26 protein-coding genes are annotated in these 23,856 nt (G+C 41.5%); 22 read left to right on the top strand and 4 right to left on the bottom strand.

What is annotated here, in order from left to right; all coding sequences use genetic code 11:
- The first annotated feature begins 53 nt into the window (after positions 1–53).
- Together VCASEI_RS17655 and VCASEI_RS17650 are read left to right on the top strand one after the other, a co-directional pair.
- On the top strand, positions 54–1,001 hold the full coding sequence (locus VCASEI_RS17655; RefSeq protein WP_089111047.1) for an amino acid ABC transporter permease: 948 nt from the start codon (positions 54–56) through the stop codon (positions 999–1,001).
- 58 nt (positions 1,002–1,059) lie between these two features.
- The gene (locus VCASEI_RS17650) at positions 1,060–1,785 is read left to right on the top strand and encodes an amino acid ABC transporter ATP-binding protein (protein ID WP_086960259.1); all 726 of its coding nucleotides are present in this window, start codon (positions 1,060–1,062) and stop codon (positions 1,783–1,785) included.
- A gap of 77 nt (positions 1,786–1,862) precedes the next feature.
- Here VCASEI_RS17650 and VCASEI_RS17645 read toward each other — a convergent pair whose 3' ends face one another.
- A complete protein-coding gene (locus VCASEI_RS17645; RefSeq protein WP_086960156.1) occupies positions 1,863–2,435 on the bottom strand; it encodes a hypothetical protein in 573 nt (190 codons plus the stop codon).
- A gap of 432 nt (positions 2,436–2,867) precedes the next feature.
- Between VCASEI_RS17645 and urtA the strand changes: the two genes are divergently transcribed.
- The 10 genes from urtA (at position 2,868) to VCASEI_RS17595 (ending at position 12,099) form a co-directional block, all read left to right on the top strand.
- Positions 2,868–4,112 (top strand): urea ABC transporter substrate-binding protein, encoded by a 1,245-nt coding sequence (gene urtA / locus VCASEI_RS17640; RefSeq protein WP_226983367.1) that lies wholly within the window; start codon positions 2,868–2,870, stop codon positions 4,110–4,112.
- 113 nt (positions 4,113–4,225) lie between these two features.
- The gene (urtB, locus tag VCASEI_RS17635) at positions 4,226–5,881 is read left to right on the top strand and encodes an urea ABC transporter permease subunit UrtB (RefSeq protein WP_442253446.1); all 1,656 of its coding nucleotides are present in this window, start codon (positions 4,226–4,228) and stop codon (positions 5,879–5,881) included.
- A gap of 36 nt (positions 5,882–5,917) precedes the next feature.
- Complete coding sequence (gene urtC / locus VCASEI_RS17630) at positions 5,918–7,069, top strand: urea ABC transporter permease subunit UrtC (RefSeq protein ID WP_089111060.1); 1,152 nt, start codon at positions 5,918–5,920, stop codon at positions 7,067–7,069.
- Positions 7,066–7,929, top strand: coding sequence for an urea ABC transporter ATP-binding protein UrtD (gene urtD / locus VCASEI_RS17625; RefSeq protein WP_086960157.1), 864 nt, complete (start codon positions 7,066–7,068; stop codon positions 7,927–7,929). The genes urtC and urtD overlap by 4 nt, the downstream gene beginning before the upstream one ends.
- 2 nt (positions 7,930–7,931) lie before the next feature.
- Positions 7,932–8,627, top strand: a complete 696-nt coding sequence (urtE, locus tag VCASEI_RS17620) for an urea ABC transporter ATP-binding subunit UrtE (protein ID WP_086960158.1) — start codon at positions 7,932–7,934, stop codon at positions 8,625–8,627.
- A gap of 241 nt (positions 8,628–8,868) precedes the next feature.
- Positions 8,869–9,057, top strand: coding sequence for a hypothetical protein (locus VCASEI_RS17615; protein ID WP_086960159.1), 189 nt, complete (start codon positions 8,869–8,871; stop codon positions 9,055–9,057).
- Between the two features lie 447 nt (positions 9,058–9,504).
- Complete coding sequence (locus VCASEI_RS17610; RefSeq protein WP_086960160.1) at positions 9,505–10,380, top strand: mechanosensitive ion channel domain-containing protein; 876 nt, start codon at positions 9,505–9,507, stop codon at positions 10,378–10,380.
- Positions 10,381–10,754: 374 nt separating this feature from the next.
- A complete protein-coding gene (gene cspE / locus VCASEI_RS17605; protein ID WP_086960161.1) occupies positions 10,755–10,967 on the top strand; it encodes a transcription antiterminator/RNA stability regulator CspE in 213 nt (70 codons plus the stop codon).
- 320 nt (positions 10,968–11,287) lie between these two features.
- The gene (locus VCASEI_RS17600; RefSeq protein ID WP_086960162.1) at positions 11,288–11,497 is read left to right on the top strand and encodes a hypothetical protein; all 210 of its coding nucleotides are present in this window, start codon (positions 11,288–11,290) and stop codon (positions 11,495–11,497) included.
- 245 nt (positions 11,498–11,742) lie between these two features.
- Entirely contained in the window at positions 11,743–12,099 is a 357-nt protein-coding gene (locus tag VCASEI_RS17595; RefSeq protein WP_086960163.1) for a VOC family protein, read from the top strand.
- Between the two features lie 4 nt (positions 12,100–12,103).
- Here VCASEI_RS17595 and VCASEI_RS17590 read toward each other — a convergent pair whose 3' ends face one another.
- Positions 12,104–13,324, bottom strand: a complete 1,221-nt coding sequence (locus VCASEI_RS17590; protein ID WP_086960164.1) for a winged helix-turn-helix domain-containing protein — start codon at positions 13,322–13,324, stop codon at positions 12,104–12,106.
- A gap of 108 nt (positions 13,325–13,432) precedes the next feature.
- Between VCASEI_RS17590 and VCASEI_RS17585 the strand changes: the two genes are divergently transcribed.
- The gene (locus VCASEI_RS17585) at positions 13,433–14,260 is read left to right on the top strand and encodes an SDR family oxidoreductase (RefSeq protein ID WP_086960165.1); all 828 of its coding nucleotides are present in this window, start codon (positions 13,433–13,435) and stop codon (positions 14,258–14,260) included.
- Positions 14,261–14,332: 72 nt separating this feature from the next.
- Here the strand turns inward: VCASEI_RS17585 and copI are convergent, their stop codons facing one another.
- Complete coding sequence (copI, locus tag VCASEI_RS17580; RefSeq protein WP_086960166.1) at positions 14,333–14,890, bottom strand: copper-resistant cuproprotein CopI; 558 nt, start codon at positions 14,888–14,890, stop codon at positions 14,333–14,335.
- A gap of 295 nt (positions 14,891–15,185) precedes the next feature.
- On the bottom strand, positions 15,186–15,563 hold the full coding sequence (locus VCASEI_RS17575; RefSeq protein WP_086960167.1) for a hypothetical protein: 378 nt from the start codon (positions 15,561–15,563) through the stop codon (positions 15,186–15,188).
- A gap of 216 nt (positions 15,564–15,779) precedes the next feature.
- Between VCASEI_RS17575 and VCASEI_RS17570 the strand changes: the two genes are divergently transcribed.
- From VCASEI_RS17570 to VCASEI_RS17530, 9 genes are all read left to right on the top strand, one after another.
- Positions 15,780–16,721 carry an urease accessory protein UreD gene (locus VCASEI_RS17570; protein WP_086960168.1) on the top strand — a complete coding sequence of 314 codons (942 nt, stop codon included), beginning with the start codon at positions 15,780–15,782 and terminating at the stop codon, positions 16,719–16,721.
- A gap of 71 nt (positions 16,722–16,792) precedes the next feature.
- Positions 16,793–17,095: an urease subunit gamma gene (ureA, locus tag VCASEI_RS17565; protein ID WP_086960169.1), complete on the top strand. Its 303-nt coding sequence runs from the start codon at positions 16,793–16,795 to the stop codon at positions 17,093–17,095.
- Between the two features lie 9 nt (positions 17,096–17,104).
- Entirely contained in the window at positions 17,105–17,443 is a 339-nt protein-coding gene (locus tag VCASEI_RS17560; protein WP_086960170.1) for an urease subunit beta, read from the top strand.
- A 123-nt stretch (positions 17,444–17,566) separates the two neighbouring features.
- Positions 17,567–19,309: an urease subunit alpha gene (gene ureC, locus VCASEI_RS17555; RefSeq protein WP_089111049.1), complete on the top strand. Its 1,743-nt coding sequence runs from the start codon at positions 17,567–17,569 to the stop codon at positions 19,307–19,309.
- A 184-nt stretch (positions 19,310–19,493) separates the two neighbouring features.
- A complete protein-coding gene (gene ureE / locus VCASEI_RS17550) occupies positions 19,494–19,976 on the top strand; it encodes an urease accessory protein UreE (RefSeq protein ID WP_086960172.1) in 483 nt (160 codons plus the stop codon).
- A gap of 73 nt (positions 19,977–20,049) precedes the next feature.
- Positions 20,050–20,640 (top strand): HupE/UreJ family protein, encoded by a 591-nt coding sequence (locus tag VCASEI_RS17545; protein WP_086960263.1) that lies wholly within the window; start codon positions 20,050–20,052, stop codon positions 20,638–20,640.
- A 6-nt stretch (positions 20,641–20,646) separates the two neighbouring features.
- Complete coding sequence (locus VCASEI_RS17540) at positions 20,647–21,363, top strand: urease accessory protein UreF (protein WP_086960173.1); 717 nt, start codon at positions 20,647–20,649, stop codon at positions 21,361–21,363.
- Between the two features lie 36 nt (positions 21,364–21,399).
- Positions 21,400–22,062 carry an urease accessory protein UreG gene (ureG, locus tag VCASEI_RS17535; protein WP_086960174.1) on the top strand — a complete coding sequence of 221 codons (663 nt, stop codon included), beginning with the start codon at positions 21,400–21,402 and terminating at the stop codon, positions 22,060–22,062.
- A 385-nt stretch (positions 22,063–22,447) separates the two neighbouring features.
- A complete protein-coding gene (locus VCASEI_RS17530) occupies positions 22,448–23,779 on the top strand; it encodes a peptidoglycan DD-metalloendopeptidase family protein (RefSeq protein ID WP_226983362.1) in 1,332 nt (443 codons plus the stop codon).
- Positions 23,780–23,856 lie beyond the last annotated feature (77 nt).

The following is a 23,856-nucleotide window of genomic DNA, read 5'->3' as shown; positions in this document are numbered from 1 at the left end:
TTATATCTGGCTGTTTTGTATCTGTATTTTAAGTTGTTATTCAGAGGATCACTATGCAGCCTAAACCTAATAAGATTTTTTGGAATCTTGTTTTTGTCGGTATCATTGCCGCACTCTTCACTCTCATCTATTTGTCCACTTCCAGAATTAATTACAACTGGAATTGGGAACGTGTGGTTCCTTATCTCATTGATACTCAGCCTGAAATTATTAATGCCCCCCTGGATGGCGATATTGTTAAAAATGCCGAAGGGACGTTGATTCTGCAATCAGTGTCCAGTGATGAGTTAATGGATTTATCACACTTTAAAAATCTTAAAGTTACCGCGGGTGACTTAGTGTTTGAAGGCGATACCTTGGCTGAAAAGAGCCAATGGAAACTGGGCACTTTAAGCAAAGGTGTGATTGTTACCATACAGCTGTCGGTTATCTCGCTAGTATTTGCGATTGTGATAGGGATGTTTCTTGCCTTAATGAGGCTTTCTAGCAATATCGCATTACGTAAACTTGCCGTTAGTTACATTGAATTGATCCGTGGTACGCCATTATTAGTTCAAATCTTTATTGTGTATTTCTTTATCGGCACTGTACTTGATCTTGAGCGCTTCACTTCGGGCGTCGTGGCGTTATCGATGTTTACTGCCTCTTATGTGGCTGAAATTATTCGCGCCGGTATTCAAGGTATTCATAAAGGTCAAATGGAAGCGTCACGTTCACTTGGGATGACTTATCCTCAATCGATGTCTTATGTCATTTTGCCTCAAGCCTTTAAACAAGTATTACCCCCGTTAGCCGGGCAGTTTATTAACTTAATTAAAGATTCTTCTTTGGTTTCTGTGATCGCGATTACCGATTTGACCAAAGCAGGCCGAGAAGTAGTAAGCGGAACCTTTGCTCCGTTTGAAGTGTGGATCACCGTTGCTTTATTGTATTTGTTATTAACGGGCAGTCTATCTTGGGCGATTCAAGCGTTAGAAAAGAGGTTATCAGTCAGTGATTAATTCTAATCAAAGCCATTCGCCTCAGTCTTCGGTGCAATCAACTGCACAGGGCGAGCCGATGATCGTGGCAGAAAAAATAAATAAAGTGTACCCCAATGGATGTCATGCATTAAAAAATGTATCTGCGATCGTAAAGCGTGGTGAAGTTGTGGTGATTGTCGGGCCATCTGGCTCGGGTAAATCGACATTTTTGCGTGCAATAAATCAACTTGAAACCATTAGTGATGGATCGATCGTGATTGATGGCGTTGATATGTACGCACGTTCGACCAATATTAATACCTTACGTGAAAATGTAGGTATGGTATTTCAGAGTTTTAACTTATTTCCACATAAGACTGCACTTGAAAACGTCATGCTAGCGCCAATGGTGGTGTCAAAGAGAAAACGTAAAGACGTTGAAGTGGATGCTAAAGAGTTAATGGCTAAAGTTGGTCTTGTGGATCGAATGACTAATTACCCCAATCATCTTTCTGGAGGTCAGCAACAACGCGTAGCCATCGCTCGTGCATTAGCGATGAACCCTCATATCATGTTGTTTGATGAGCCAACCTCAGCGCTTGACCCTGAAATGGTAGGGGAAGTATTAGAGGTAATGAAAAGCTTAGCTAATGAAGGGATGACGATGGTTGTTGTAACTCACGAAATGGGCTTTGCGCGCGAAGTGGCTGATCGAGTTTTGTTTATGCAAGATGGTGAACTATTAGTTGATGCCAGTCCTGATGACTTTTTTGATAACCCTGAACACCCTCGTTTGCAGCAGTTTTTGTCGATGTTACTTTAATTGCCGATAATATTTAAATGTTAAAGTTATCGATTAAATAAAACCAGCCATCGTAGTGAAGTGGCTGGTTTTTTCAATTATTTTGCTTTTTCACTCAATATCAATAAATGCTTAACCGCTTCCATGTGCTGTGGGTACCCTTCAAACTCTTGCTGCTTTGCAGGTGTCATTTGGTATAAATCATCTGGCAATTTCCAATATAAAATTGAGGTATAAAGCATTTCGGTTAACGGTTTATACACTTCTATTTCATAGGTCATCGCCAATTGTTCACGTATGGCTTCGCACTGATCTTGATCGTCAATAGGTTGTGAAAGTGCTTGGATTGCATCTTGATAAAGTTGGCTTTGTTGCAATTTCTCCATCACCGGAAGATTACCTTTTGCTTGTTTTGCAAGAGAGGTATGGATGAGATTGAGCCAATTTTCTTGCGTAAGGTCGAAATTCGATACGTCATCAAACTGATGCTTAACTTTCTTTTCGATGACTTTTTGAGACTGTTTTAATACTTTTCTTACTGCTTGAAATGGAAGTAAGTACTCACGTGCCAGTTCAACGATTAACTTATGAAATCCGCCATTGGGTAGGTGAAGGTTAGCTTTGAAAGTGGCGATAGCTTGCTGCTGAGGCGTGAAAGTGAGTTCAGTCATGATGTTAGTCTTATCTGTAATATTTAACCGGCATTATGCCATGTTTATATTATGGAGTTGCGATTAATAACAAGCATTGAATGAGTGATTTCATTTTATCGGGCTACTAGATTTTGCCAATTTGATTGTCCTTTCCCACAAATAGTGCAGCCTTTCAACCATCTCATCTACCTTTCGAGCAATATCACCTTTTTGGTGAATTGGTTGAAAATCACGCACCATCACTGATCGTTTGTTTGCGTGTTATTGGTAAGTCTGCCTTTATTTGGTTGTTAAATAAGGGGTTTATCTGTCTGGCACGCTCTTTGCTCTATTGAAAATACCACCAATACCTAATTGGTTATTTATCAAGGAGTGATATCTATCATGCAAAACAAAACGCATAACAAATCCCTTAAAACCCGTCTAAAACTGCTGGCTGGTACCGCGGCAATGAGTGCCTGTGCTTTTACCGTGCAAGCGGCCGATACGATCAAAGTCGGTGTTCTGCACTCGCTTTCTGGCACAATGGCGATCAGCGAAACCACTTTAAAAGATACTGTTTTAATGCTGATCGAAGAACAGAATAAGAAAGGCGGTGTATTAGGTAAGCAGCTTGAACCGGTAGTGGTTGATCCAGCATCAAATTGGCCGATGTACGCTGAAAAAGCGCGTGAATTAATTGAAAAAGATAAAGTCGCGGTCACATTTGGTGGTTGGACGTCGGCTTCTCGTAAAGCCATGTTGCCAGTGTTTGAGCAAAACAACAGTATCTTGTTCTATCCAGTACAATATGAAGGTCAAGAGTCTTCGAAAAACATCTTCTATACTGGCGCAGCGCCAAACCAACAAGCGATCCCTGCGGTTGATTACCTTATTAATGATCTAGGAGTGAAGCGTTTTGTGCTTGCTGGTACTGATTATGTTTACCCACGTACTACCAATAAAATCTTAGCCGCTTACCTTAAAAGCAAAGGAGTAGCGGATGCCGATGTGATGGTGAATTACACCCCATTTGGTCATTCAGATTGGCAGTCGATAGTATCTAATATCAAGAAATTCGGTTCTGAAGGTAAGAAAACAGCGGTCGTTTCTACCATCAATGGTGATGCTAACGTTCCGTTTTATAAAGAATTAGCAGCGCAAGGTGTTTCTTCTGAAGATATTCCGGTAATTGCCTTCTCGGTTGGTGAAGAGGAGCTTTCTGGTATGGATACGTCAGCACTGGTTGGTCACTTAGCAGCTTGGAACTACTTCATGAGTGTCGATTCTGAAGCGAACGATACCTTCATTGATACATGGCACAAGTACATTAAAGATGACTCACGTGTCACTAACGATCCAATGGAAGCGACCTACATTGGTTTCAACTTATGGGTAAAAGCGGTTGAGAAAGCGGGCACGACTGACACGGCTAAAGTAAGCGATGCCATTATTGGGTTATCGGTTCCTAACTTAACGGGTGGTAATGCAACAATGTTAGCCAACCACCACATTACTAAACCGGTTGTGATTGGTGAAATCCAAGATAACGGTCAATTTGATGTGGTATGGGAAACGGAAAAAGAAGTGAAAGGCGATGCATGGTCGGATTTCCTACCAACGTCTGAGCACCTAGTGTCTGATTGGACTGCACCAATTATGTGTGGCAGCTACAACACGCAAACCAAAGTATGTTTGGGTGGTGAAGCTAAATAAACTGATTAGCCCCATTGAGTTTGTAAGAACTTAATGGGGTTTTCTTGTTGGGGGAAACGACAGCAAGAGAGGATAGTTGACTGCCATGCTTTTGGTTGACAGGGATGAGACAAATGAAAATAAAACAATACTTAAATAACAAATTATCGTTTCAAATATCATTATTCAGCGGTTTTATGCTGATGCTGTATTTGAGCTTATTTAGTACGCCTTCGCTTGCGCAAACTTCTTCTATTCAATCGCTTACTGATGTGCAGGCTGCATTGTTATCGACAAAAAGTTCGGTAAAACAAGACGCGATTGAATGGTTATCACAATCGTCTGATGCTGAAATCGCTAAGGCCGTATTAACGCCTTGGTTAGAAGGAAATTTATATTATCAAAAATCGGATGATGCTTTATTTGTTATCACGGATTTAGAAGAAGGTAAGCAAGCTCATGGATTACTTTCTGAACAAGTGGTGACTATCGAAGGCAAGCGTGATTTTGCAAAGGTAAGAACCAACAACTCACTGCGTTCTGATATTCGTGACGTATTGGCGCGTATTGATATTTCGTCGAGCAATGCTGATGTACGTTTGTCGGCAGTGAATAGTTTGCTGGGTACCACAAGCCCCAAAACCATCGTAAAAATCACTCAACAGTTACAAGTAGAAAGCGATCGTGATGTTCGAAACAGTTTAGAATTGGCGTTAGCAATGCAGCAACTCAAAACCAGCACCAATGCGGCTGAACAAATTGATGCCATTGAAGTAATTAGTGAGTCTAAACAACAAGAGGTTTACGGCGCACTCTCTCAAGTGATTAATAGTGATGCTGATGAAAAAGTGATCGAAGCGGCACAACTGGCGTTAAATCAATATAAACAAACCCAAAGTTTTTACGGTGGCATGGAAACCGTCTTCTTTGGTTTAAGTTTAGGCTCGGTGTTGGTGCTGGCGGGTATTGGCCTTGCGATCACTTTTGGCGTGATGGGCGTGATCAATATGGCACATGGTGAGTTGATCATGATCGGCGCTTATACCACTTATGTGATTCAACAATTAATGCCGAATAATATTGGGGCCGCGTTGCTTCTTTCTATTCCAGCGGCTTTTGCTGTGTCAGGGTTAGTGGGTATTGCGATTGAGCGTACGGTGATTCGTCGTTTGTATGGTCGTCCGCTGGAAACTCTCCTCGCCACCTTTGGTATCAGCCTGATTTTACAACAAGCGGTTCGCAGTATTTTCTCTCCTTTAAACCGCTCAGTAAGCACACCAGATTGGATGGCCGGCGCGTTAGAGCTTAACCCTATGTTATCTCTGACCTATAACCGCCTATACATCATCATTTTCTGCTTTATGGTTTTTCTTGGTTTAGTCGCCATTCTCAAAAAAACACCACTAGGTTTGCAGGTGCGGGCGGTTTCGCAAAACCGAGCTATGGCGCGATCTATGGGAGTTCGCTCTGAACGTGTGGATGCCATGACCTTTGGTTTAGGTTCCGGTATTGCTGGTGTTGCAGGCGTCGCGTTATCTCAGTTAACCAACGTAGGTCCAAACATGGGACAAAACTACATTATCGACTCCTTTATGGTGGTGGTATTTGGTGGGGTAGGTAACTTGTGGGGCACGCTGGTGGCAGGGTTAAGTCTAGGTTTATTCAATAAGATCTTAGAGCCTTGGGCTGGCGCGGTTCTCGCCAAAATATTAGTTCTGGTTTTCATTATTTTATTTATTCAAAAGCGTCCGAAAGGTTTGTTCCCTCAACGTGGCCGCGCGGCAGAATAAGGAGGCGTTATGACGAGTGTAGTAGCAAGTAATTCAATGACTAATACGTCGAACTTTGCAAGCCGTCGTTCTTTTATCGCCTCAGATACTGGCGGAAAAATCACGATTGTATTTTTATTGGCCCTCGCGATTGTGGTGCCATTTTTAAATCTAGTGGTACCGGAAAGTAACCCATTTCATGTGAGCTCATTTACTGTGACTCAAATGGGGAAATATCTGTCTTATGCGCTGGTGGCGTTGGCGGTTGATCTTATCTGGGGCTATTTAGGTATTTTAAGTTTAGGGCATGGCGCTTTCTTTGCGTTAGGCGGTTATGCGATGGGTATGTATCTCACCCGTGAAATTGGCGACTGCGGCGTTTACGGTAACCCATTATTGCCAGACTTTATGGTATCGCTTAACTGGCAGGAACTGCCTTGGTTTTGGCACGGTTTTGATAACTTTGCTTTTGCCGCAATGATGATCATGTTGGTGCCGGGCGTATTAGCATTTGTGTTTGGTTATCTGGCGTTCCGTTCTCGTGTTTCCGGTGTTTACTTGTCCATCATGACCCAAGCACTGACTTACGCCTTAATGCTGGCATTTTCACGTAACGAAATGGGCTTTGGCGGTAGTAGTGGTTTGACTGGTTTTAAAGATGTACTTGGTTTTAGCCAAGAGCAAGACACCACCAAAGTAGGTTTGTTAGTGACTACCATTGCTGCGCTGATCATAGGGTATCTGATTTGTCGTTTAGTGGTGGCAAGTCGTTTAGGCCGAGTAGCCATGGCGATTCGTGATGCAGAATTACGTACTCGTTTCACTGGCTATGATGTCGATAGTATTAAGCTGTGGGTGTTTGTGCTTTCCGCTGTACTAGCCGGTATTGCTGGTGCGTTATATGTGACGCAAGCAGGTAGTACGAGTGCGGCTCAGTTTGCGCCAATTAACTCAATTGAAATTGTAGTTTGGGTTGCTTTAGGCGGTCGTGCCACCTTGTTTGGCGCCATTGTAGGGGCATTAATTATTAACTATGCCAAGAGTTGGTTTACCGTCGAATTCCCAGAGGTTTGGTTATTTGCATTAGGGGGAATTTTTGTTCTAGCCACCATGTATTTACCAAAAGGCGTGATGGGCGCTTTATCAGAAAAATGGGCAAAAAAATCGAGCCAACGAGATGAACCATCGACACAGGAGAGCCACTCATGAGCGCATTAGAATCAGTCGTCACACCAATCAGAAAAGTGGGCGAAGGCTTTGAGAAGTTTACCCGTCGTGATGAAGTGTTCGATTTTCTTAAACCGGTTAACCATCCATTGATTGATACTCGCCACAACATCATGTTGTACATGGAAGGCGTATCGGTTTCCTTCGATGGTTTTAAAGCGATTAACGACTTAAATCTGTATATCAAACAAGGAGAGTTGCGATGCATCATAGGGCCAAACGGCGCAGGAAAAACCACCATGATGGACATCATTACGGGCAAGACTCGTCCGGATCAGGGCAAGGTGTGGTTAGGTTCAAAGACCAACTTGTTGACTATGTCCGAAGCGGAAATCGCCAACGCGGGTGTGGGGCGTAAATTCCAGCAGCCTACGGTGTTTGAGAGCTTAACGGTGTGGAATAACTTGGAACTAGCGATGACCGGCACTCGTTCGGTTTGGTCTACCTTTACCGCTAAATTAACCGGCGAACAAAGTGATGAGATCGACGGTGTTTTATCTTTGATTGGTCTTGAACAATGTCGAAATCTGTTAGCTGGCGTGCTTTCTCACGGTCAAAAACAGTGGCTAGAAATCGGCATGTTATTGATGCAAAAACCAAAGCTTCTGTTAGTCGATGAACCGGTTACTGGCATGACTCATCAAGAAATGGATCGCACCGCGGAATTACTGAAATCTCTGGCTGGCAAGCATTCAGTAGTCGTGGTTGAGCATGATATGGAATTTGTACGCTCGATCGCCGATCAAGTGACTGTGCTGCATCAAGGGCATGTGCTGGCGGAAGGTAATATGGATCAAATCCAGTCGCATCCAGAAGTAAAACGCGTCTACTTGGGAGAATAAGGATGTTAAAAGTACAAGGCGTAAACCAATTCTACGGTGAAAGTCATATCTTGTGGGATCTTGATGTTGAGGTCGAGAAAGGCAAATGTACCGTGTTGATGGGGCGTAATGGGGTAGGAAAAACCACATTACTTCAATGCATCATGGGCTTAAATCCAATCAAAAGCGGCGATATCGTGTTTAAAGGTGAAAGCATTAAGAAAGCTTCAACCGAGCAACGTCCTCATCTAGGCATCGGCTATGTTCCGCAAGGTCGACAAATTTTCCCGATGTTAACAGTGCAAGAAAACTTAGAAATCGGCTTGCCTATCCGTAAGCGTGGCGATCGCAAGATCCCTGACTTTATCTTTGAACTGTTCCCGGTGTTAAAGGAAATGCTGCATCGTCGCGGTGGTGACTTATCGGGTGGTCAACAACAGCAATTATCGATTGGCCGAGCATTGGTTGTTGAGCCGGATTTATTGATTCTGGATGAACCAACCGAAGGCATTCAACCGAATATCGTTCAAGAGATTGGCGATATTATTAGGCTGCTCAATGATAAGCATGGTTTAACGGTATTGCTGGTGGAACAAAAATTGCCATTTGCTCGTAAAGTCGGTCATAACTTCTGCTTATTGGATCGCGGTAAAGCGGTCGCCAAAGGGCAAATGGAAGCCTTGAATGAGCAGCTAATTAAGGAGCATTTGACGGTGTAGTTTTAATATTTACTTATTCATTATCCATTATGATATACCAATGAGTTCGCCCCACTCTATCTAGATTGGGGCGACGTTGTTGTAAAGCTGTTAAGCTTCACTAGACTTAATTGACGCATTCATGACCAAAAATGAGTTCAAATATTGTTGCGAGGAATGGTATGGTCATTCTAGGTTTTAGATATTTACAGAGTTTTCATTTACTAGATAATGAAATGCGTAATTCAAATAAGGAAGTGTTATGACTAAAAAAGTGTTTTGTACCTTGCTAGTTTGTGGATTATTGCTCAGTGGTTGTGCCAGCACCGACTCAGATTCGAGTTCATCGAATTCGAATAATACCAATGAAAAAGTGAAGAGTGCTGATGATTGCGCAGCATCGGGTCAAAAAAGCTATGAAATGGCAAGTGGTAGTATTATTTGTTATTAAGTGAAACTTTGTTTAGTGATTCGTCACTATAGTTAATAATTAGCTATGGTGACGTGACTAGAAGCGATTTATTTAGGAACTATTTAGCAAGTTATCTTGGTAACCTATTGTTATGAAGACTCAGTGAAGCTGCGTCTTCACTTTTCGTAGAATAGCTTGTTCGCCCGCCTAAGCAATAAAAAAATGACATTTTCCCCTCCCCAAAACTAAACTATGCTGTGGCTAAATCGGTCAGTAGATCTGGCTTTTGGTTATTTTATGTATTCAGATAAAACTTAAAGCATGAAATAAGCTATCCACACATACTAAATATCGATATATTGCGTGTTATTCATTGGGTAGCTCAGTGGCTTAGCGAATGCACCTGAAACTAAAGTCATATTGGTGATGATATTTTTATGTATCATTTTTGTTTGCTAGCACGGTTTATAAAGTAAGGAAGTGACGATGGCAGTAGAAAACAATGTAGAGGATGCAACTATAACGCAATCGGCATCTACGCATCCTATAGCAGTGAATTGGCTAACGGATAATTCAGATTTATTGGTTCAATATAGCGTTAATATTGTTTCAGCATTGATCATTCTCTTTATTGGTAGTTTCGTCGTAAAGAGTGTGAGTAAAGGGTTAATTAATCTACTTGAAGGGAAAAGAGTGGATACGGCGGTGGTGCAATTTATTGGCTCATTGGTTCGATACTCTCTACTTGTGATGGTGATTATTGCTGCTTTGAGCCGTTTGGGTGTTGAGATGGCGTCGATGATTGCTGTTATTGCCTCTGCTAGCCTTGCTATTGGCTTGGCGCTTAAAGGATCGCTTTCCAACTTTGCTGCAGGTGTTTTGATTGTTATTTTTCGTCCATTCAAATCCAAAGATTTTATTGAAGTTGCAGGCGTTTCAGGCACAGTTCAAACAATTGAAATTTTTCATACCGTTTTAAATACTGGTGACAATAAAATGATCGCTGTCCCTAACCGACTTGTGATGTCGAAACCGATTGTTAACGTTTCTAGACATAAAACACGACGTATTAATTTTGAAATCGGGGTGTCTTATCAATCAGACTTAAATAAAACGAAGCAAGTACTTGCTCGGGTTTTAGAATCGGACACGCGTATTCTTTCATTGCCCGCTCCAACCATTGGTGTACTGGCTTTAACGGATTCCTCGATTAAAATAGCGGTTCGCCCATGGGTAAAAAGTGAAGAATATTGGAAAGTGTATTACGATACATTACAAGCAATAAAAGAAGAGTTGGATAAAGAAGGTATTCAAATTCCATACCCACAAATGAGTGTACACCTTAATAAAACAAGCGTTTAATTCTTTTTTGTTAATACCTTTCAAAGGTGCTTTATGCACCTTTTTTAAACGAGTAAGCACTTAGGATGAGGAAACGTTATTTTTTATCCGTTATTTATTTGTTTACTTGAATGCTGAATGAATAAATTCCCCTTCTAAAAATAAATTTTTTAAAATAAACATTTACATTACCCAGTAATCAGTTATTATCTATCTCGCTCTGTTGTTCAGAGTTATTAATGAAACATAAAGTAAAAGTTAAACCTCAGAATTCCTTCGTTATTGTTGTTATCCTCAGTTTTTCCCTTAGCTTCACGTCACATTCAATAATTCAAGCTCTCAGCACATCGCATTTGGCGATAATAATATGAATTTTAATATATAAGGGACACTACATGTCTAGCAAAACAACTGGTTTAGTAAAATGGTTTAACGAAGAGAAAGGTTTCGGTTTCATTACTCAAGATAATGGCGGTGCTGATGTATTCGTACATTTCCGTGCTATCGCTTCAGAAGGCTTTAAAACTCTTGCTGAAGGCCAAAAAGTATCTTTCGAAGTTGAGCAAGGCCAAAAAGGTCTTCAAGCTGCTAACGTAGCGGCTATCTAACTTTGTTAGCGACGCAAATGGTGTTATAGCCGTTTGCGTCAACTTATATAATAAACCCCATCATTTATACCGTATAACCGAAAATATAAAAACATTTCTAACATCTCTCTTCGTGTCGTTACGTTTCGTATTTAATTCGCTATATCATTATAAATAAAAATAAACTTCAATATATTTAGATCATAATTGTATCTATATGATCATGGTTATTTTATTGATAATAAAATAAGGGCACTTATGGCTCGTTCAATTGGTCGTAAACGCTTTTGGTTTTACAAAGGTAAAAATATAAATACTCGATTCACCCTAGAGGTTATTAAATGATCGTAAACTTTACTATTATAAAAAATGAAACATCTTGGAATGCCTCTATCCATCAATTAAACAGTGATGTGCTTTTACGCCACATTCGTATGAGTGTCAGTGTGACTGACTTTAATCTTGGGCTTTCATATTGTGAAATGACCAACAAGGGTAGCATTACTGATAGTCATCAAAATACGATAGGTAATTTTTCTATTTCACCTTAACTACCTTAATTTTATCCTTTTAGCTTACGATGCGTATTGAGTTATCTTGGTGCTAAGCATTTAATCTTTTCAGTAATAATTCCCCCTTCAGTTTATTATTTTTCTTATTTAGTATGTTCCATGTTGGACTGACTCGTCTTTTTTGTGTTTTTAAAATCTATAACCATTATTTGAATGATGGGATGACTTGCTTTGTGACTCATTTGAGTCAACACTCCAACAAGTCTTATTAGAAAGGATGAGTTATGAATCAGCATGAGAAACTCAATTATGTCGAATTTTCCGCACAAGATTTAGAAGCAACAAAAGCCTTTTTTCAATCGTCGTTTGATTGGGTATTTGTTGATTACGGCTCGGAGTATTGCGCTTTTTCAAATCAAGGGTTAGATGGTGGCTTTTATAAAGGGCAAGCGTGTAGTCAAACCAGTAATGGCGCTGCTTTACTTGTGTTTTATAGTTCCGATATTGAAGCGACCCAATCTAAAGTACTCGCAAGTGGTGGCCGAATAACTAAGTCTATATTTGAGTTTCCTGGTGGCTGCCGTTTTCATTTTGAAGAACCTAGTGGCAATGAGTTTGCGGTGTGGTCGGAAGGGCGCTAATGCGTTAAGTTAAGGCATTTTCTAAAGGTTGTTTAAGGTGGGTTAAGTTGACCTGAGTAACAGAAACTGACTCACAGTTTTGGAAGTCTTTAAATTGAATAATGGCTTTTGCCAATTCGGCGATGAAGATGTGTGTATCAAACTGGGTCCCTTCTATGTGAAGTGATTTTATCTCTAAATGATTTAGTTTTCTGTGCGCTTTGCAATCCATTCGACCAATGAATTGATCTTGGTAGAGTAATGGTAGGCTAAAGTATCCGTATTGACGCTTCGCTTCAGGCACATAACATTCAATTTGATAATCATATTGAAATACACTTTTTAGCCGATCACGCTGAATAACACTGTTGTCGAATGGCGAAAGGATCTTTACGCGGTTGCTTACCCTAGGTGTAGGATGTTCTAACTCCCCAGCATTCAATATGAATATTTCGCCGCTATGGATTTTTATTTGCTCTAGAGTATGTTGTGATAATTGATCATTGACCCATGTTTTTACAGCCTTACGTAGCTCTGGATTTCGGCGTAAGTATGTGAGACCTTTAAGGGAAGTAAAGCCGTGGCAGCGCAGTTGTTGTTTAATCATATGTTCGGCAAAATCTTTAATGCTCGGCATGCTTGAATTGACATGAGAAGGAAGAACCCGCTCGGTAAGATCATATGTTTTTTGAAAACCTTCACGACTGCTGACCATAATATCACCCTGCATATACAATTGTTCCAATGCCTTTTTTGCGGGCTTCCAATCCCACCAACCGGTTCGTTTTTCTTTCTTGTTTTCTAATGTTCGAGTTTCAAGATCTCGAGAACGTAATGGACCGTCGATGCGTATGCGATCCCGCAACTCTTGCATGAGTTTTTGATCTGGATTTTTATACCAATGGGTTTGACCATTTTTAATTGCGTGTTTGTAGGGTAAAGAAAAGCGAAAATCATTAATGGGTAGGAAAGCGGCGGCATGAGACCAATATTCAAAAATGTCGCCATTAAGTAGCATTTGATTGGTCATGTCAGAGGTGAATTTGGGCACTCTGGAATGGAGAACATGATGATGAGCTCGCTCGATGACTGATATCGTATCTATTTGAACATAGCCTAAGTGGCTAATCGCTTTTCGTGCTCCACTCAACCCACTTCCATACGGTTGAATTTGGAGTAAACCTTGCGAAGAAAGTGCCAGCCGACGTAAACGGGCGAGATCCCGCGGGTGTTTTAGTTCAATCATGGTTTCCTTCCTTGGTGTTTTTGATAGCATCAGTGCCTTAAGCGATGGTATCAAGTTACTTTATTATGAATGTAAAGCGTCGAGAGATGAAAAGGAAGATAGCATAGGATGAAAATGTCGATATTGATAACTGGGTGCAGCAGTGGCATTGGTCGCTATTGCGCAGAGCAATTACATCGAGCCGGTTATCAAGTGGTTGCAAGCTGTCGTAACATTGAAGATGTCACTGAGCTGATGGCGCAAGGGCTTAATTGTGTTCAGCTTGATGTAACGGATCCTCAATCTATTCAAGCCGCATTAAAACAAACGTTAAGCATGACGGGGGGAAGGTTGGATGCTTTATTCAATAATGCCGGATACGGGCAAGGGGGCGCACTCGAAGATCTGCCGACTCATGCCCTTCGATCACAGTTTGAAACCAATTTATTTGGATTACACGAACTGACCCGCGCGGTCCTCCCTGTCATGTTAAAGCAAGGCTCTGGCAAGATTGTGCAAAACAGTTCAGTGCTAGGATTGGTCGCGATGAAGTATCGTGGTGCTTATGTTGCTAGTAAGTTTGCCATGGAAGGCTATAGCGATGCATTGCGTTTGGAATTGATGGATACTAATATTTCGGTGAGTTTGATTGAGCCAGGCCCGATTGTGAGTCAGTTTAGATCAAACTCATTGCGCGCGGTTAAAGCCTCAATTGATGTCGAGGGATCCCGCCACAAAGAAAACTATAAGAAGACGTTAGCAAGATTGGGTGATCCTAATCCTTCTGCGCCTTTTACTTTAGGGCCAGATACGGTATTAAATGTTGTGCAGAAAATTCTGGACAGTGATAAACCTAAGCCTCGATATTATGTGACGAAAGCGACCTATATTTTTGGTTATCTTCGACGGTTATTGTCTTCAGCCATGCTTGATCGTGTGGTTGGTAAAGGCCATTAGAAGTGAAAAAACACCGTCAGCGCCTATCGGGTCTGGCGGTGTGTATTATCAGCAAAATATAATGCTAGGGGCTTATAGCGTCACTTTTTTTACCATACCAGCTTCAGCATGACCTGGGATGTTACAGGCAAATTCGACATCGGGGTTACCATGAAAGTGCCAAAGCATTTGTTTGGCTTTGCCCGGTGCGACGGTAACGCTGCTCCCTGAATTATGCTCATGGCTCATGCCAGTCATGTTCCTCATCATTTCACGGTGTTTTTCTTGCTCTTGCTCGCTGCCTATCGTGAATTCATGATCAATTTTACCTTTATTCATCACCACAAATTGAACCACATCGTTCGGTTGAATATCCGTATTACCCGCAAAGGTAATAGTCATATCATCGGCTAGAATAACTTGAACTACTTTGTCTGGTTTTGCTCCTTTTGCAGGCATGCCAACATCCGTCATGCCTTTTATGTTCATTTTACTTATGTCCATGTCGCTCATTTCCATGCCATCCATCTTCATTGAATGACCTTTCATGTTGCCTGACTCCATTTTGTGATCGCTCATGTCGGCAATCGCTAATGAAGAGGCCATAGCGAAACTTACTGCAAGTGTGGTTTTGATAAATGTGTTTTTCATTGTATTTTCCTTTTTTATGTTGGGTAGGCAGTGAGTTCTGCTTACTCGTTAAATGGTTTTTCTTTATTTAAACGGCTTATTTATGGGGGGTTAATTGGTGTGAATGTTGCTTCCATAGTTTAAAAATGCCGATAAAACAACGTGAGCAGTAGTGTTGTAACTATGTGTTTTGATACTTACTCATGGATGAAAATCTATAGATGTTGATTGATAGAATTACAGGTAAACACCAGCGCATAGCTAAGCCAAGGCCGTGATTAGCATAATTCAGCGAGAAAACTCGCGTAATGGGACGTTAAGCTATAGGGGGGCGGTAAAGTGAACTCGAAAGACGAGAGGTAAATACAGGAGAATAGTCTTCGATCAGTAATAAGCTGTGCTGCTCAATAAGATGGGCTGTTGGGGTTGGTAAATAAACGTAGCTGGCAACACAAGTTGAATCGCAGCAATTAGTACTCATGGTTTTTTGGTGATGATGAGTGGTGTTGTCGGCTTGCGCATCGGAAGCGGTGCACATGTTGTGCTTGCTGATTTGTTCCGATGATATTGTGTGCGATGAGTGTTGCATGGCCTGAGAATCGATTAACATCGTTACAGGCATAACCGCTGCGCTATAGCTTGAGAGCAATAACGAAATTAAAGCAGCAATTGTAATACACCATGTACGAATCATTTAAATAAATGCTCAGTCGTTTACAAACTATTTATTAAGAAAAATGACTTAATGTAATCGCATCATAGCGGATTCTTTCCAAGTAAAGCAAAGTATTATTTTCAAGTATTAATCGTGATTCAAGCCATTTGAGATAGAAAGTGACAAGACACTCAATAATAAGGCATGAGTCTTGCTTGTGTATTCTGTAAAATCATTTAAGAAATGGAACTGAAAATGGTGGCAGGACTAACAACAGCGGAAGCTGCTTTATCCTCTAATTTAATATCATCTAGAGGTGATGAAAACAGGGGGGATGTAAAAAACCAAGGATGGAAAGCGGAGCTGACATTAGGTTTCACCGATCGTGGTGATAAAACTGTGGTCAGTCATAAAGCACAGCTTGGGCCATTAGCAATTCAGCGGCCACTTTATCCTGAAGGCGATGTTTGCCATACCTATCTCTTACATCCTCCGGGAGGGGTTGTCGGCGGTGATGAATTATTGATCAAAGCGACGACTGAGATTGGTGCACATGCACTAGTCACCACTCCTGGTGCCACAAAATTTTATCGCTCTGAAGGTAAAGTCGCGCGTCAAAAACAAATCTTAACGGTGAAAGCTGGAAGTTGTTTGGAATGGCTCCCTCAAGAAAACATCTTTTTTCCCACGGCACAAGTTCGAATTGATACGGATATTCATATTGAAACTGGTGCACTATTTATGGGCTGGGAGTTGCACTGCTTTGGTCGACCTGCACTAAAAGAGTGCTTTGAGGGTGGGAAAGTGTGGGGTAAGACGCAAGTATTTGTCGATGAAAAACGAATTCTCACTGAAAATGTGCAATTAGAGGGCGGGAATAAATCAATATTAAACAGTGGATTACAAGGTTTTCCTATGATGGGCAGCTTTTTCATTACGGCGCAAACAGAAAATGATTTAAGAATGGTACAGGATTTGCTTCAAGACCTTGCAAGTCATCGACATTTCTCATCAGGTAACGTGGTGTTAGATAGTGAGCTAGTGATTGCTGCGACTCAAATTCAGAATCTTATTGTTGTAAGAGCACTAGGCCATTGGACTGAACCAATGTTGGAAGCTTTCACTCTTATTTGGCAGCAAATTCGGTTGCAATGGTTTGATTCTGTCCCAGAACCACCACGCATTTGGGCAACCTGATAGGTGAATTTTAATTATAACAATGTGATATCGGAAATCATTGAAATAAACATGAGTCAATTGGAGTCAACATGGAATTAACCCCAAGAGAAAAAGACAAGCTCCTCATATTTTGTGCTGGAATGTTAGCCCAGCAACGTAAAGACAAAGGCTTAAAATTGAATTACCCAGAATCGGTAGCCCTTCTCAGTAGCGCCATTTTAGAAGGTGCACGTGAAGGCAAAACCGTCGCTGAATTGATGAACTTTGGTCGCACAATTTTAAGCGTCAATGATGTGATGGAAGGTGTTCCATCGATGATCCCTGATGTTCAGGTGGAAGCGACTTTTCCTGATGGAACCAAACTTGTCACCGTTCATGATCCCATTGTGTAAGGAAGCGCTATGAAAACCAATAATGCCAATCCTAATGCATTTATTCCCGGTCAACTTATCTCAGGTACAGGCGATATAGAGCTCAATGTTGACCGTAAAACGATTCAAATTAAAGTCGAAAACTTAGGCGATCGCCCAGTTCAAATTGGATCTCATTATCATTTTTATGAAGTGAACGATGCGCTGAATTTCGACCGAGAAACGACAAAAGGTTTTCGACTCAATATCCCAGCAGGTACTGCAACGCGTTTTGAACCGGGTCAATCAAGAACCGTTGAATTGGTATCGTATGCGGGTACTCGCAAGGTGTATGGGTTTAAAGGGCGGATAATGGGTTCACTTGATTAGGATGGAAAAATAGCGCCATTCCGGAAGTGAGGAATGAGTTATTCGGAATCTTCAACGTGGTTTGATCATCATTCAAAATGACTGATGATAGAAAGTACAAGGTTCGCTAAAAGGATTTATAACATGGCAAAAATATCAAAAAGAGCCTATGCCGAGATGTTTGGCCCAACCACTGGCGATCGATTGCGTCTGGAGGATACCGAATTATGGCTTGAAGTAGAAAAAGATTTCACCGTGTATGGTGATGAAGTCAAATTCGGCGGCGGTAAAGTGATCCGAGATGGGCAAGGTCAGAGTCAATTAGTTTCCGAATTTACACCAGATTTAGTATTAACCAACGCGGTGATCCTCGATCATTGGGGGGTGGTGAAAGCCGATATTGGTGTTAAAAATGGGCGTATCTGCGGCATTGGCAAAGCGGGTAATCCTGATGTGCAACCCAATGTTGATATTGTGATTGGCCCAGGAACCGAAATCATTGCCGCTGAAGGTTCAATTGTGACTGCGGGCGGAATTGATTCCCACATTCACTACATTTGCCCACAACAAATTGAAGAGGCCCTTGCCTCAGGTATTACTACCATGATTGGTGGTGGCACCGGGCCTGCAACCGGAACCAATGCGACTACTTGCACGCCAGGGCCATGGAATATTCACCGTATGCTTGAAGCATTAGATGAATTTCCGATGAACTTTGGTTTGCTTGGCAAAGGTAATGCTAGCTTGCCTGAGCCGTTAATTGAGCAAGTGGAAGCGGGTGTCATTGGCTTAAAATTGCATGAAGATTGGGGCACAACTCCAGCTTCGATTGATAACTGTTTAACTGTGGCTGATCTTACTGATGTGCAAGTGGCGATTCATACCGACACACTTAATGAGTCTGGTTTTGTGGAATCGACACTTGCCGCTATTGGCGATCGCGTTATCCATACTTACCACACTGAAGGCGCGGGTGGCGGTCATGCACCTGATATTATTAAAGCCTGTGGTGAATCAAATATCCTTCCTTCATCTACCAATCCAACGCGTCCTTATACGGTGAATACGGTGGATGAACATTTAGATATGTTGATGGTTTGTCACCATTTATCTCCCTCAATTGCCGAAGACGTTGCGTTTGCCGAGTCTCGTATCCGTCGTGAAACCATTGCTGCGGAAGATATTTTGCATGATTTAGGCGCGTTCTCGATGATCTCATCAGACTCTCAAGCTATGGGGCGTGTTGGAGAGGTGGTGTTAAGAACATGGCAAACGGCGCATAAAATGAAAGTGCAACGAGGCCCGTTAAGAGAAGACCAAGCTGATTTCGATGCGCAGGATGAAAAATTTGGACATCAAATCCCAAGTGATAATTTTCGATTACGTCGATATGTAGCGAAATACACGATAAATCCTGCAATAACACATGGTATTAGCCATGAAGTTGGCTCTGTGGAAGTGGGCAAACTGGCCGATTTAGTGTTGTGGAAACCAGCATTTTTTGGCGTGAAACCAAGCGCCATTATTAAAGGTGGAATGATCGCAATGGCTCCAATGGGCGATCCTAATGCGTCTATTCCAACTCCACAACCTGTGCATTATCGCTCAATGTTTGGCAGCTACGGACAAGCATCTAAACACACGTCGATGATCTTTGTTTCAAAAGCGGCCAAAGAGAAAGACATTGCAGGGCAGTTAGGTTTAGGAAGCTTAATTGGCGTGGCAAAAAATTGTCGTAATATTTCTAAAGCCGATATGAAACTTAATGATTGGCAGCCCAAAATTGAAGTTGATTCTCAAACTTATGAAGTGCATGCCGATGGTGAATTACTCACTTGCGAGCCAGCGGAAGTCTTGCCAATGGCGCAGAGGTATTTTCTTTTTTAAATCAGGTGTCATTCCGGAAGCGAGGAACGAGTTGTCCGGAATCTAGTTTGTAATGGAGTTTATGATTAAGAGCGAGATCTCGTATCTTCTTCGCTTAGGCTCATGTACGAGATGACGAATCTTAACATTCTTCATTTTTAATGTATGAGATTGATAATAAGAACAAAATATTAATGGACCGAATATGATCGAATTAACACAGATCTTAACTGAAACACCGCCGAAAATTGACGGCACATTAAGCTTGCCAATAAACAGCCGAATTAAAAGCCGCTTAAAAGTGGTGTTAGACGATGGACGTGACGCAGGCTTATTTCTACCTCGCGGTAATATTTTACGTGGTGGACAAATTATAAAAAGCCAATGCGGTTTGCATATTGAAATCAAAGCCGCGCCTGAAACTGTTTCAACCGTTTATTGTGATGATGCGGTACTGCTCAATCGCGTCACTTATCATTTAGGTAACCGACACGTTCCATTGCAAATCTCGCAAGGCTGGGTTCGTTACCAACACGATCACGTCTTAGATGACATGGTCACAGGATTGCATGCCAAAGTGACGATCGAGCAAGCTCCGTTTGAGCCAGAAGATGGTGCGTATGGTGGTCGCTCTGGTGGACACAGTCACGGCGAACATGATGATAAGCACGAGCATCATCACCATTAAATACCCGTTTTACTTTGGGTATACATTATTAGTAAAAGTTAAAAGAATTATAATTTTTAAAGGGATGTTAATTATGAAATACACACGCTTACTGACTCTTTCTACATTATTGGCGGCACCGGCTGCTTTTGCCCATCCTGGTCACATGGCCCACAGCTCGATTGCCGATGGTATGTTGCATCCACTGACGGGATTTGATCATCTAACAATGTTACTAGGACTGGGCATTCTTATTAGCCGCGCTACTGTTAATAACACTTCAATTAAAGGTAAGTTGAGCTTATTTGCCGCAGCATTAATGAGCTTAGCTATCGGTTTAATTGTCGGTAGCGCAGTGGGTGCGGTTAATGGTGTCGAGCTGATGATTGCAGCTTCAATTTTTGTAGTGGCATTAGGAATTTGGAATGCCTTTAACAGCCGGGAATCATTAACAAAATTTTTAGTTACAGCATCAATTGGCTTGGTATTTTTCCACGGTTTCGCTCATGGTGTTGAAGCGACGGGAACATTATCGGGCTTTGGTGTAGGCATGTTGATCTCGGCAGCGGCGATTATGTTTGTCGGTGAGCGTCTATCACATTTTGTTGCTGGATCTTCATTGGCAAACAAGTGGCTTAGCGCGGGTATTGCCGCATCCGGTATCGCACTAATGATGGCACCTTAATTACGGATGTCTGATGAACAACAGAGTCAGAATCCAGTTAATGATGTCGCTTGTTTTCGACTATTTCAACTGATCAGCCCATCCTTGCCGATTGGTGGTTTCACTTATTCGCAAGGGTTGGAGTGGGCAATTGAAAAAGGTTGGGTGAGTAATCAACCCCAATTAATGCAATGGCTTGAAATGATGCTCAAGAATAGCCTTACTACATTGGAATTACCGATTGTGGCGAAGTTTTATCAAGCATTAGAAGAGGATGATGAAGACTGTATTCAGTATTGGAGTAACTATCTTTATTCTTGCCGTGAAACCAGTGAATTACGTGCGGAGGAATTGCAACGAGGTAAGGCATTATTCACGCTTTTAAAGCAGTTAGATATTCCGATTAAAGCGAGTTGGCAGCCGCAAGATGACCCCAATGCTGCTACGCAAAATCAACTATTAGGTTTTTGTATCGCCGCCAAACAATGGGGTATTTCGTTGCATCATTTACAACAAGGCTATTTGTGGAGTTGGGCAGAGAACATCGTCACGGCGGGGGTGAAACTAGTGCCATTAGGGCAAACAGCAGGGCAACGATCCTTGATTCAACTTTCGCAATGGTTACCACAAGCTATCGTGCGAGCCAGTCAAATTCAAGATGATGATATTGGTAGTTTTACGCCTTCGGTGGCGATTGCTAGTAGTCGCCATGAAACTCAATATACAAGACTCTTTAGATCCTAATTGAGGGATCTGATGAGCAAAGTAAAGGAAAAGAGAATGTCTCAAATAGAAAGCACGCACATTGAACACAGCTACCAACAACTTAGCTACAAACAACCTCTACGAATTGGTATTGGTGGCCCAGTTGGATCCGGAAAAACGGCGTTATTAGAAGTATTGTGTAAAGCCATTCGTGATCGCTTAAATATCGCAGTGGTGACTAATGATATTTATACTCAAGAAGATGCCAAGATTTTAACCCGCGCAGAAGCGCTAGATGCCGACCGTATTATTGGCGTTGAAACAGGTGGCTGCCCACATACTGCGATTCGCGAAGATGCTTCAATGAACTTAGCTGCAGTGGAAGAGCTGGCGAAACGTCATAAAAATCTCGATGTGGTATTTGTTGAGAGTGGTGGTGATAATTTAAGTGCTACTTTTAGCCCAGAACTTGCCGATCTGACCATTTATGTGATTGATGTGGCGGAAGGCGAGAAGATCCCACGTAAAGGTGGGCCGGGTATTACGCGTTCTGATTTACTGGTGATCAACAAAATCGATCTCGCGCCTTATGTTGGTGCATCGCTTGAAGTGATGGAATCGGACACACAACGCATGCGCCCAAATAAGCCGTATATTTTCACCAATTTGAAGAAAAGTATTGGGCTCGATTTTATTATCGATTTTATTATTACCGAAGGAATGTTAACGCCGAATTAAGGATGATTTTACCGTAGACAGGTAAGGCATATTGCATTTGATTCATGCTTATTTGGCGGTGATTGCCAAATAAGCATGGTAAGGTTATGACAGCATTAAAGTTAAGGTAGGTAGTGGGTTTCGTTAGTGTGATTTAATGAACACGTTAATACTTTGTACAGTTTATTGATTTTTCGTTTTTAGCCTTTCGATAAAGCATAAAAACAGCGTAGAAACGTCTATTTTATCGCTTTCATTGTAAAATTAAGTTACATTTACGCCCGAATTTTGAACTTATTGATTAAAAATGGTCAATGAATACAGCATTTATTTTTTAATGCACATATGACTGTAAGGTCGAACTCCTAAACTTTCCTACTCGTTGGGAACACAGATACTTAGTACTATGTCCAAACAATTTTTTTCACAATTTCGTCAACACCGTCATTTCCCATTGATGCTTAAAATTGGCGCCGCCTTTGTTGCGCTTCTTATCATTTTAATCATTATGGCAGAATCGAATAACGGTAGAAAATCCGTTCCGCTTGATATTGATAAAATTTTGTCGAATGAAGCGAAAGCGGTAGCTGAAACGCAACCAACTTATGTGGATGAAAACGTACCACTTTACTCTTATCAGATTCAAGATGGTGATAATTTAAGTAGCATTTTGGGGCGTTTAGGCGTGCCTTATAGCGATATGTTAAGTGTGATGGAAACTGACCAAAACCATTTAACACTCGATACATTACGACCTGGTGATACTTTAAAAGTGTGGATGGATGAAGACGAAACGCATCTTACTAAACTCGAAGTTGAGTTTACTCTGGCCGATAAAGTCGTTTTCACTCGTAACAGTGATGATGGTAGTTACACTTTTGATGAAATTAATTTACCCGGCGAATGGAAATCGTACCCATTAGTGGGGGAAATTAAGGGTAGTTTTTCAACATCGGTTTATCCACATGGTGTTTCAAGTGCTGAAATCGTGCAAATTACTCAGCTATTGAAAGATAAGTTGAATTTTGTTCGGGATCTTCGTGCTGGCGATAAATTCGAAATTCTACAAAAACGTCAATTCATTAATGGTATCGCCAGTGGTAATCGAGAAATTGATGCTATTCGTATTTATAACCGTGGTCGTATAATTAGTGCTTACTTACACAAAGATGGTCAATATTATGACCGCAATGGGGATAGCCTACAGCGTGCCTTCTTACGCTGGCCATTAAGACAACATTACCGCATTAGTTCACCGTTTGATGCGCATCGCTTGCACCCAGTGACTCACCGTTTAGCTCCTCATAATGGTACTGATATTGCGAGCCCAACGGGAACGGATGTGATGGCAACAGGAGACGGAATCGTGACGCTGACAACGAACCACCCTTATGCTGGTAAATATGTGGTGATTCAACATGGTTCGACTTACCGTACACGTTATTTGCACTTGAGTAAAATTTTGGTTCATCAAGGTCAAGCTGTTCGTCGTGGGCAGGTGATTGCTAAATCGGGAGCAACAGGGCGAGTGACTGGGCCCCATTTACATTATGAGTTCATTATCGGTAATCATCCTGTGAATTTCTTAACAGCGAAGATTCCAATGGCCACCTCGATTCCTAAGAAAGAAAAATTAGCCTTTGAAAAGCAGGTAAAAGACATTAATACTCAATTTAAAGCCGCTGAACAATTGGCTTTGGTTGAAAAAGCAAAGAATGAATCTTTAGCAAGTAATTAATGGGTTGAATAGGATTTAACAAGAGCAAGTGATATTCTCACTTGCTCTTTTTTTATTCCACTTTTAATGCTAAGGAT

Origin of the sequence: Vibrio casei, from assembly GCF_002218025.2 — a bacterium.
In the GTDB taxonomy this organism is placed as follows: Bacteria; Pseudomonadota; Gammaproteobacteria; order Enterobacterales; family Vibrionaceae; genus Vibrio; species Vibrio casei.
The sequence above is the reverse complement of the archived record's forward strand: the minus strand, read 5'-3'. Positions and strand labels throughout refer to the sequence as shown.

What these genes read in the sequence shown, in the direction of transcription:
- VCASEI_RS17615 (WP_086960159.1), top strand. Translation starts at nt 8,869, where the DNA reads ATGACTAAAAAAGTGTTTTGTACCTTGCTAGTTTGTGGATTATTGCTC.
- VCASEI_RS17595 (WP_086960163.1), top strand. Translation starts at nt 11,743, where the DNA reads ATGAATCAGCATGAGAAACTCAATTATGTCGAATTTTCCGCACAAGAT.
- ureA (WP_086960169.1), top strand. Translation starts at nt 16,793, where the DNA reads ATGGAATTAACCCCAAGAGAAAAAGACAAGCTCCTCATATTTTGTGCT.
- VCASEI_RS17575 (WP_086960167.1), bottom strand. Translation starts at nt 15,563, where the DNA reads ATGATTCGTACATGGTGTATTACAATTGCTGCTTTAATTTCGTTATTG.
- urtC (WP_089111060.1), top strand. Translation starts at nt 5,918, where the DNA reads ATGACTAATACGTCGAACTTTGCAAGCCGTCGTTCTTTTATCGCCTCA.
- VCASEI_RS17650 (WP_086960259.1), top strand. Translation starts at nt 1,060, where the DNA reads ATGATCGTGGCAGAAAAAATAAATAAAGTGTACCCCAATGGATGTCAT.
- VCASEI_RS17590 (WP_086960164.1), bottom strand. Translation starts at nt 13,324, where the DNA reads ATGATTGAACTAAAACACCCGCGGGATCTCGCCCGTTTACGTCGGCTG.
- copI (WP_086960166.1), bottom strand. Translation starts at nt 14,890, where the DNA reads ATGAAAAACACATTTATCAAAACCACACTTGCAGTAAGTTTCGCTATG.
- urtE (WP_086960158.1), top strand. Translation starts at nt 7,932, where the DNA reads ATGTTAAAAGTACAAGGCGTAAACCAATTCTACGGTGAAAGTCATATC.
- VCASEI_RS17600 (WP_086960162.1), top strand. Translation starts at nt 11,288, where the DNA reads ATGATCGTAAACTTTACTATTATAAAAAATGAAACATCTTGGAATGCC.
- VCASEI_RS17570 (WP_086960168.1), top strand. Translation starts at nt 15,780, where the DNA reads ATGGTGGCAGGACTAACAACAGCGGAAGCTGCTTTATCCTCTAATTTA.
- ureC (WP_089111049.1), top strand. Translation starts at nt 17,567, where the DNA reads ATGGCAAAAATATCAAAAAGAGCCTATGCCGAGATGTTTGGCCCAACC.
- VCASEI_RS17655 (WP_089111047.1), top strand. Translation starts at nt 54, where the DNA reads ATGCAGCCTAAACCTAATAAGATTTTTTGGAATCTTGTTTTTGTCGGT.
- VCASEI_RS17530 (WP_226983362.1), top strand. Translation starts at nt 22,448, where the DNA reads ATGTCCAAACAATTTTTTTCACAATTTCGTCAACACCGTCATTTCCCA.
- VCASEI_RS17645 (WP_086960156.1), bottom strand. Translation starts at nt 2,435, where the DNA reads ATGACTGAACTCACTTTCACGCCTCAGCAGCAAGCTATCGCCACTTTC.
- VCASEI_RS17585 (WP_086960165.1), top strand. Translation starts at nt 13,433, where the DNA reads ATGAAAATGTCGATATTGATAACTGGGTGCAGCAGTGGCATTGGTCGC.
- cspE (WP_086960161.1), top strand. Translation starts at nt 10,755, where the DNA reads ATGTCTAGCAAAACAACTGGTTTAGTAAAATGGTTTAACGAAGAGAAA.
- ureG (WP_086960174.1), top strand. Translation starts at nt 21,400, where the DNA reads ATGTCTCAAATAGAAAGCACGCACATTGAACACAGCTACCAACAACTT.
- VCASEI_RS17545 (WP_086960263.1), top strand. Translation starts at nt 20,050, where the DNA reads ATGAAATACACACGCTTACTGACTCTTTCTACATTATTGGCGGCACCG.
- ureE (WP_086960172.1), top strand. Translation starts at nt 19,494, where the DNA reads ATGATCGAATTAACACAGATCTTAACTGAAACACCGCCGAAAATTGAC.
- urtD (WP_086960157.1), top strand. Translation starts at nt 7,066, where the DNA reads ATGAGCGCATTAGAATCAGTCGTCACACCAATCAGAAAAGTGGGCGAA.
- urtA (WP_226983367.1), top strand. Translation starts at nt 2,868, where the DNA reads ATGAGTGCCTGTGCTTTTACCGTGCAAGCGGCCGATACGATCAAAGTC.
- urtB (WP_442253446.1), top strand. Translation starts at nt 4,226, where the DNA reads ATGAAAATAAAACAATACTTAAATAACAAATTATCGTTTCAAATATCA.
- VCASEI_RS17560 (WP_086960170.1), top strand. Translation starts at nt 17,105, where the DNA reads ATGAAAACCAATAATGCCAATCCTAATGCATTTATTCCCGGTCAACTT.
- VCASEI_RS17540 (WP_086960173.1), top strand. Translation starts at nt 20,647, where the DNA reads ATGTCTGATGAACAACAGAGTCAGAATCCAGTTAATGATGTCGCTTGT.
- VCASEI_RS17610 (WP_086960160.1), top strand. Translation starts at nt 9,505, where the DNA reads ATGGCAGTAGAAAACAATGTAGAGGATGCAACTATAACGCAATCGGCA.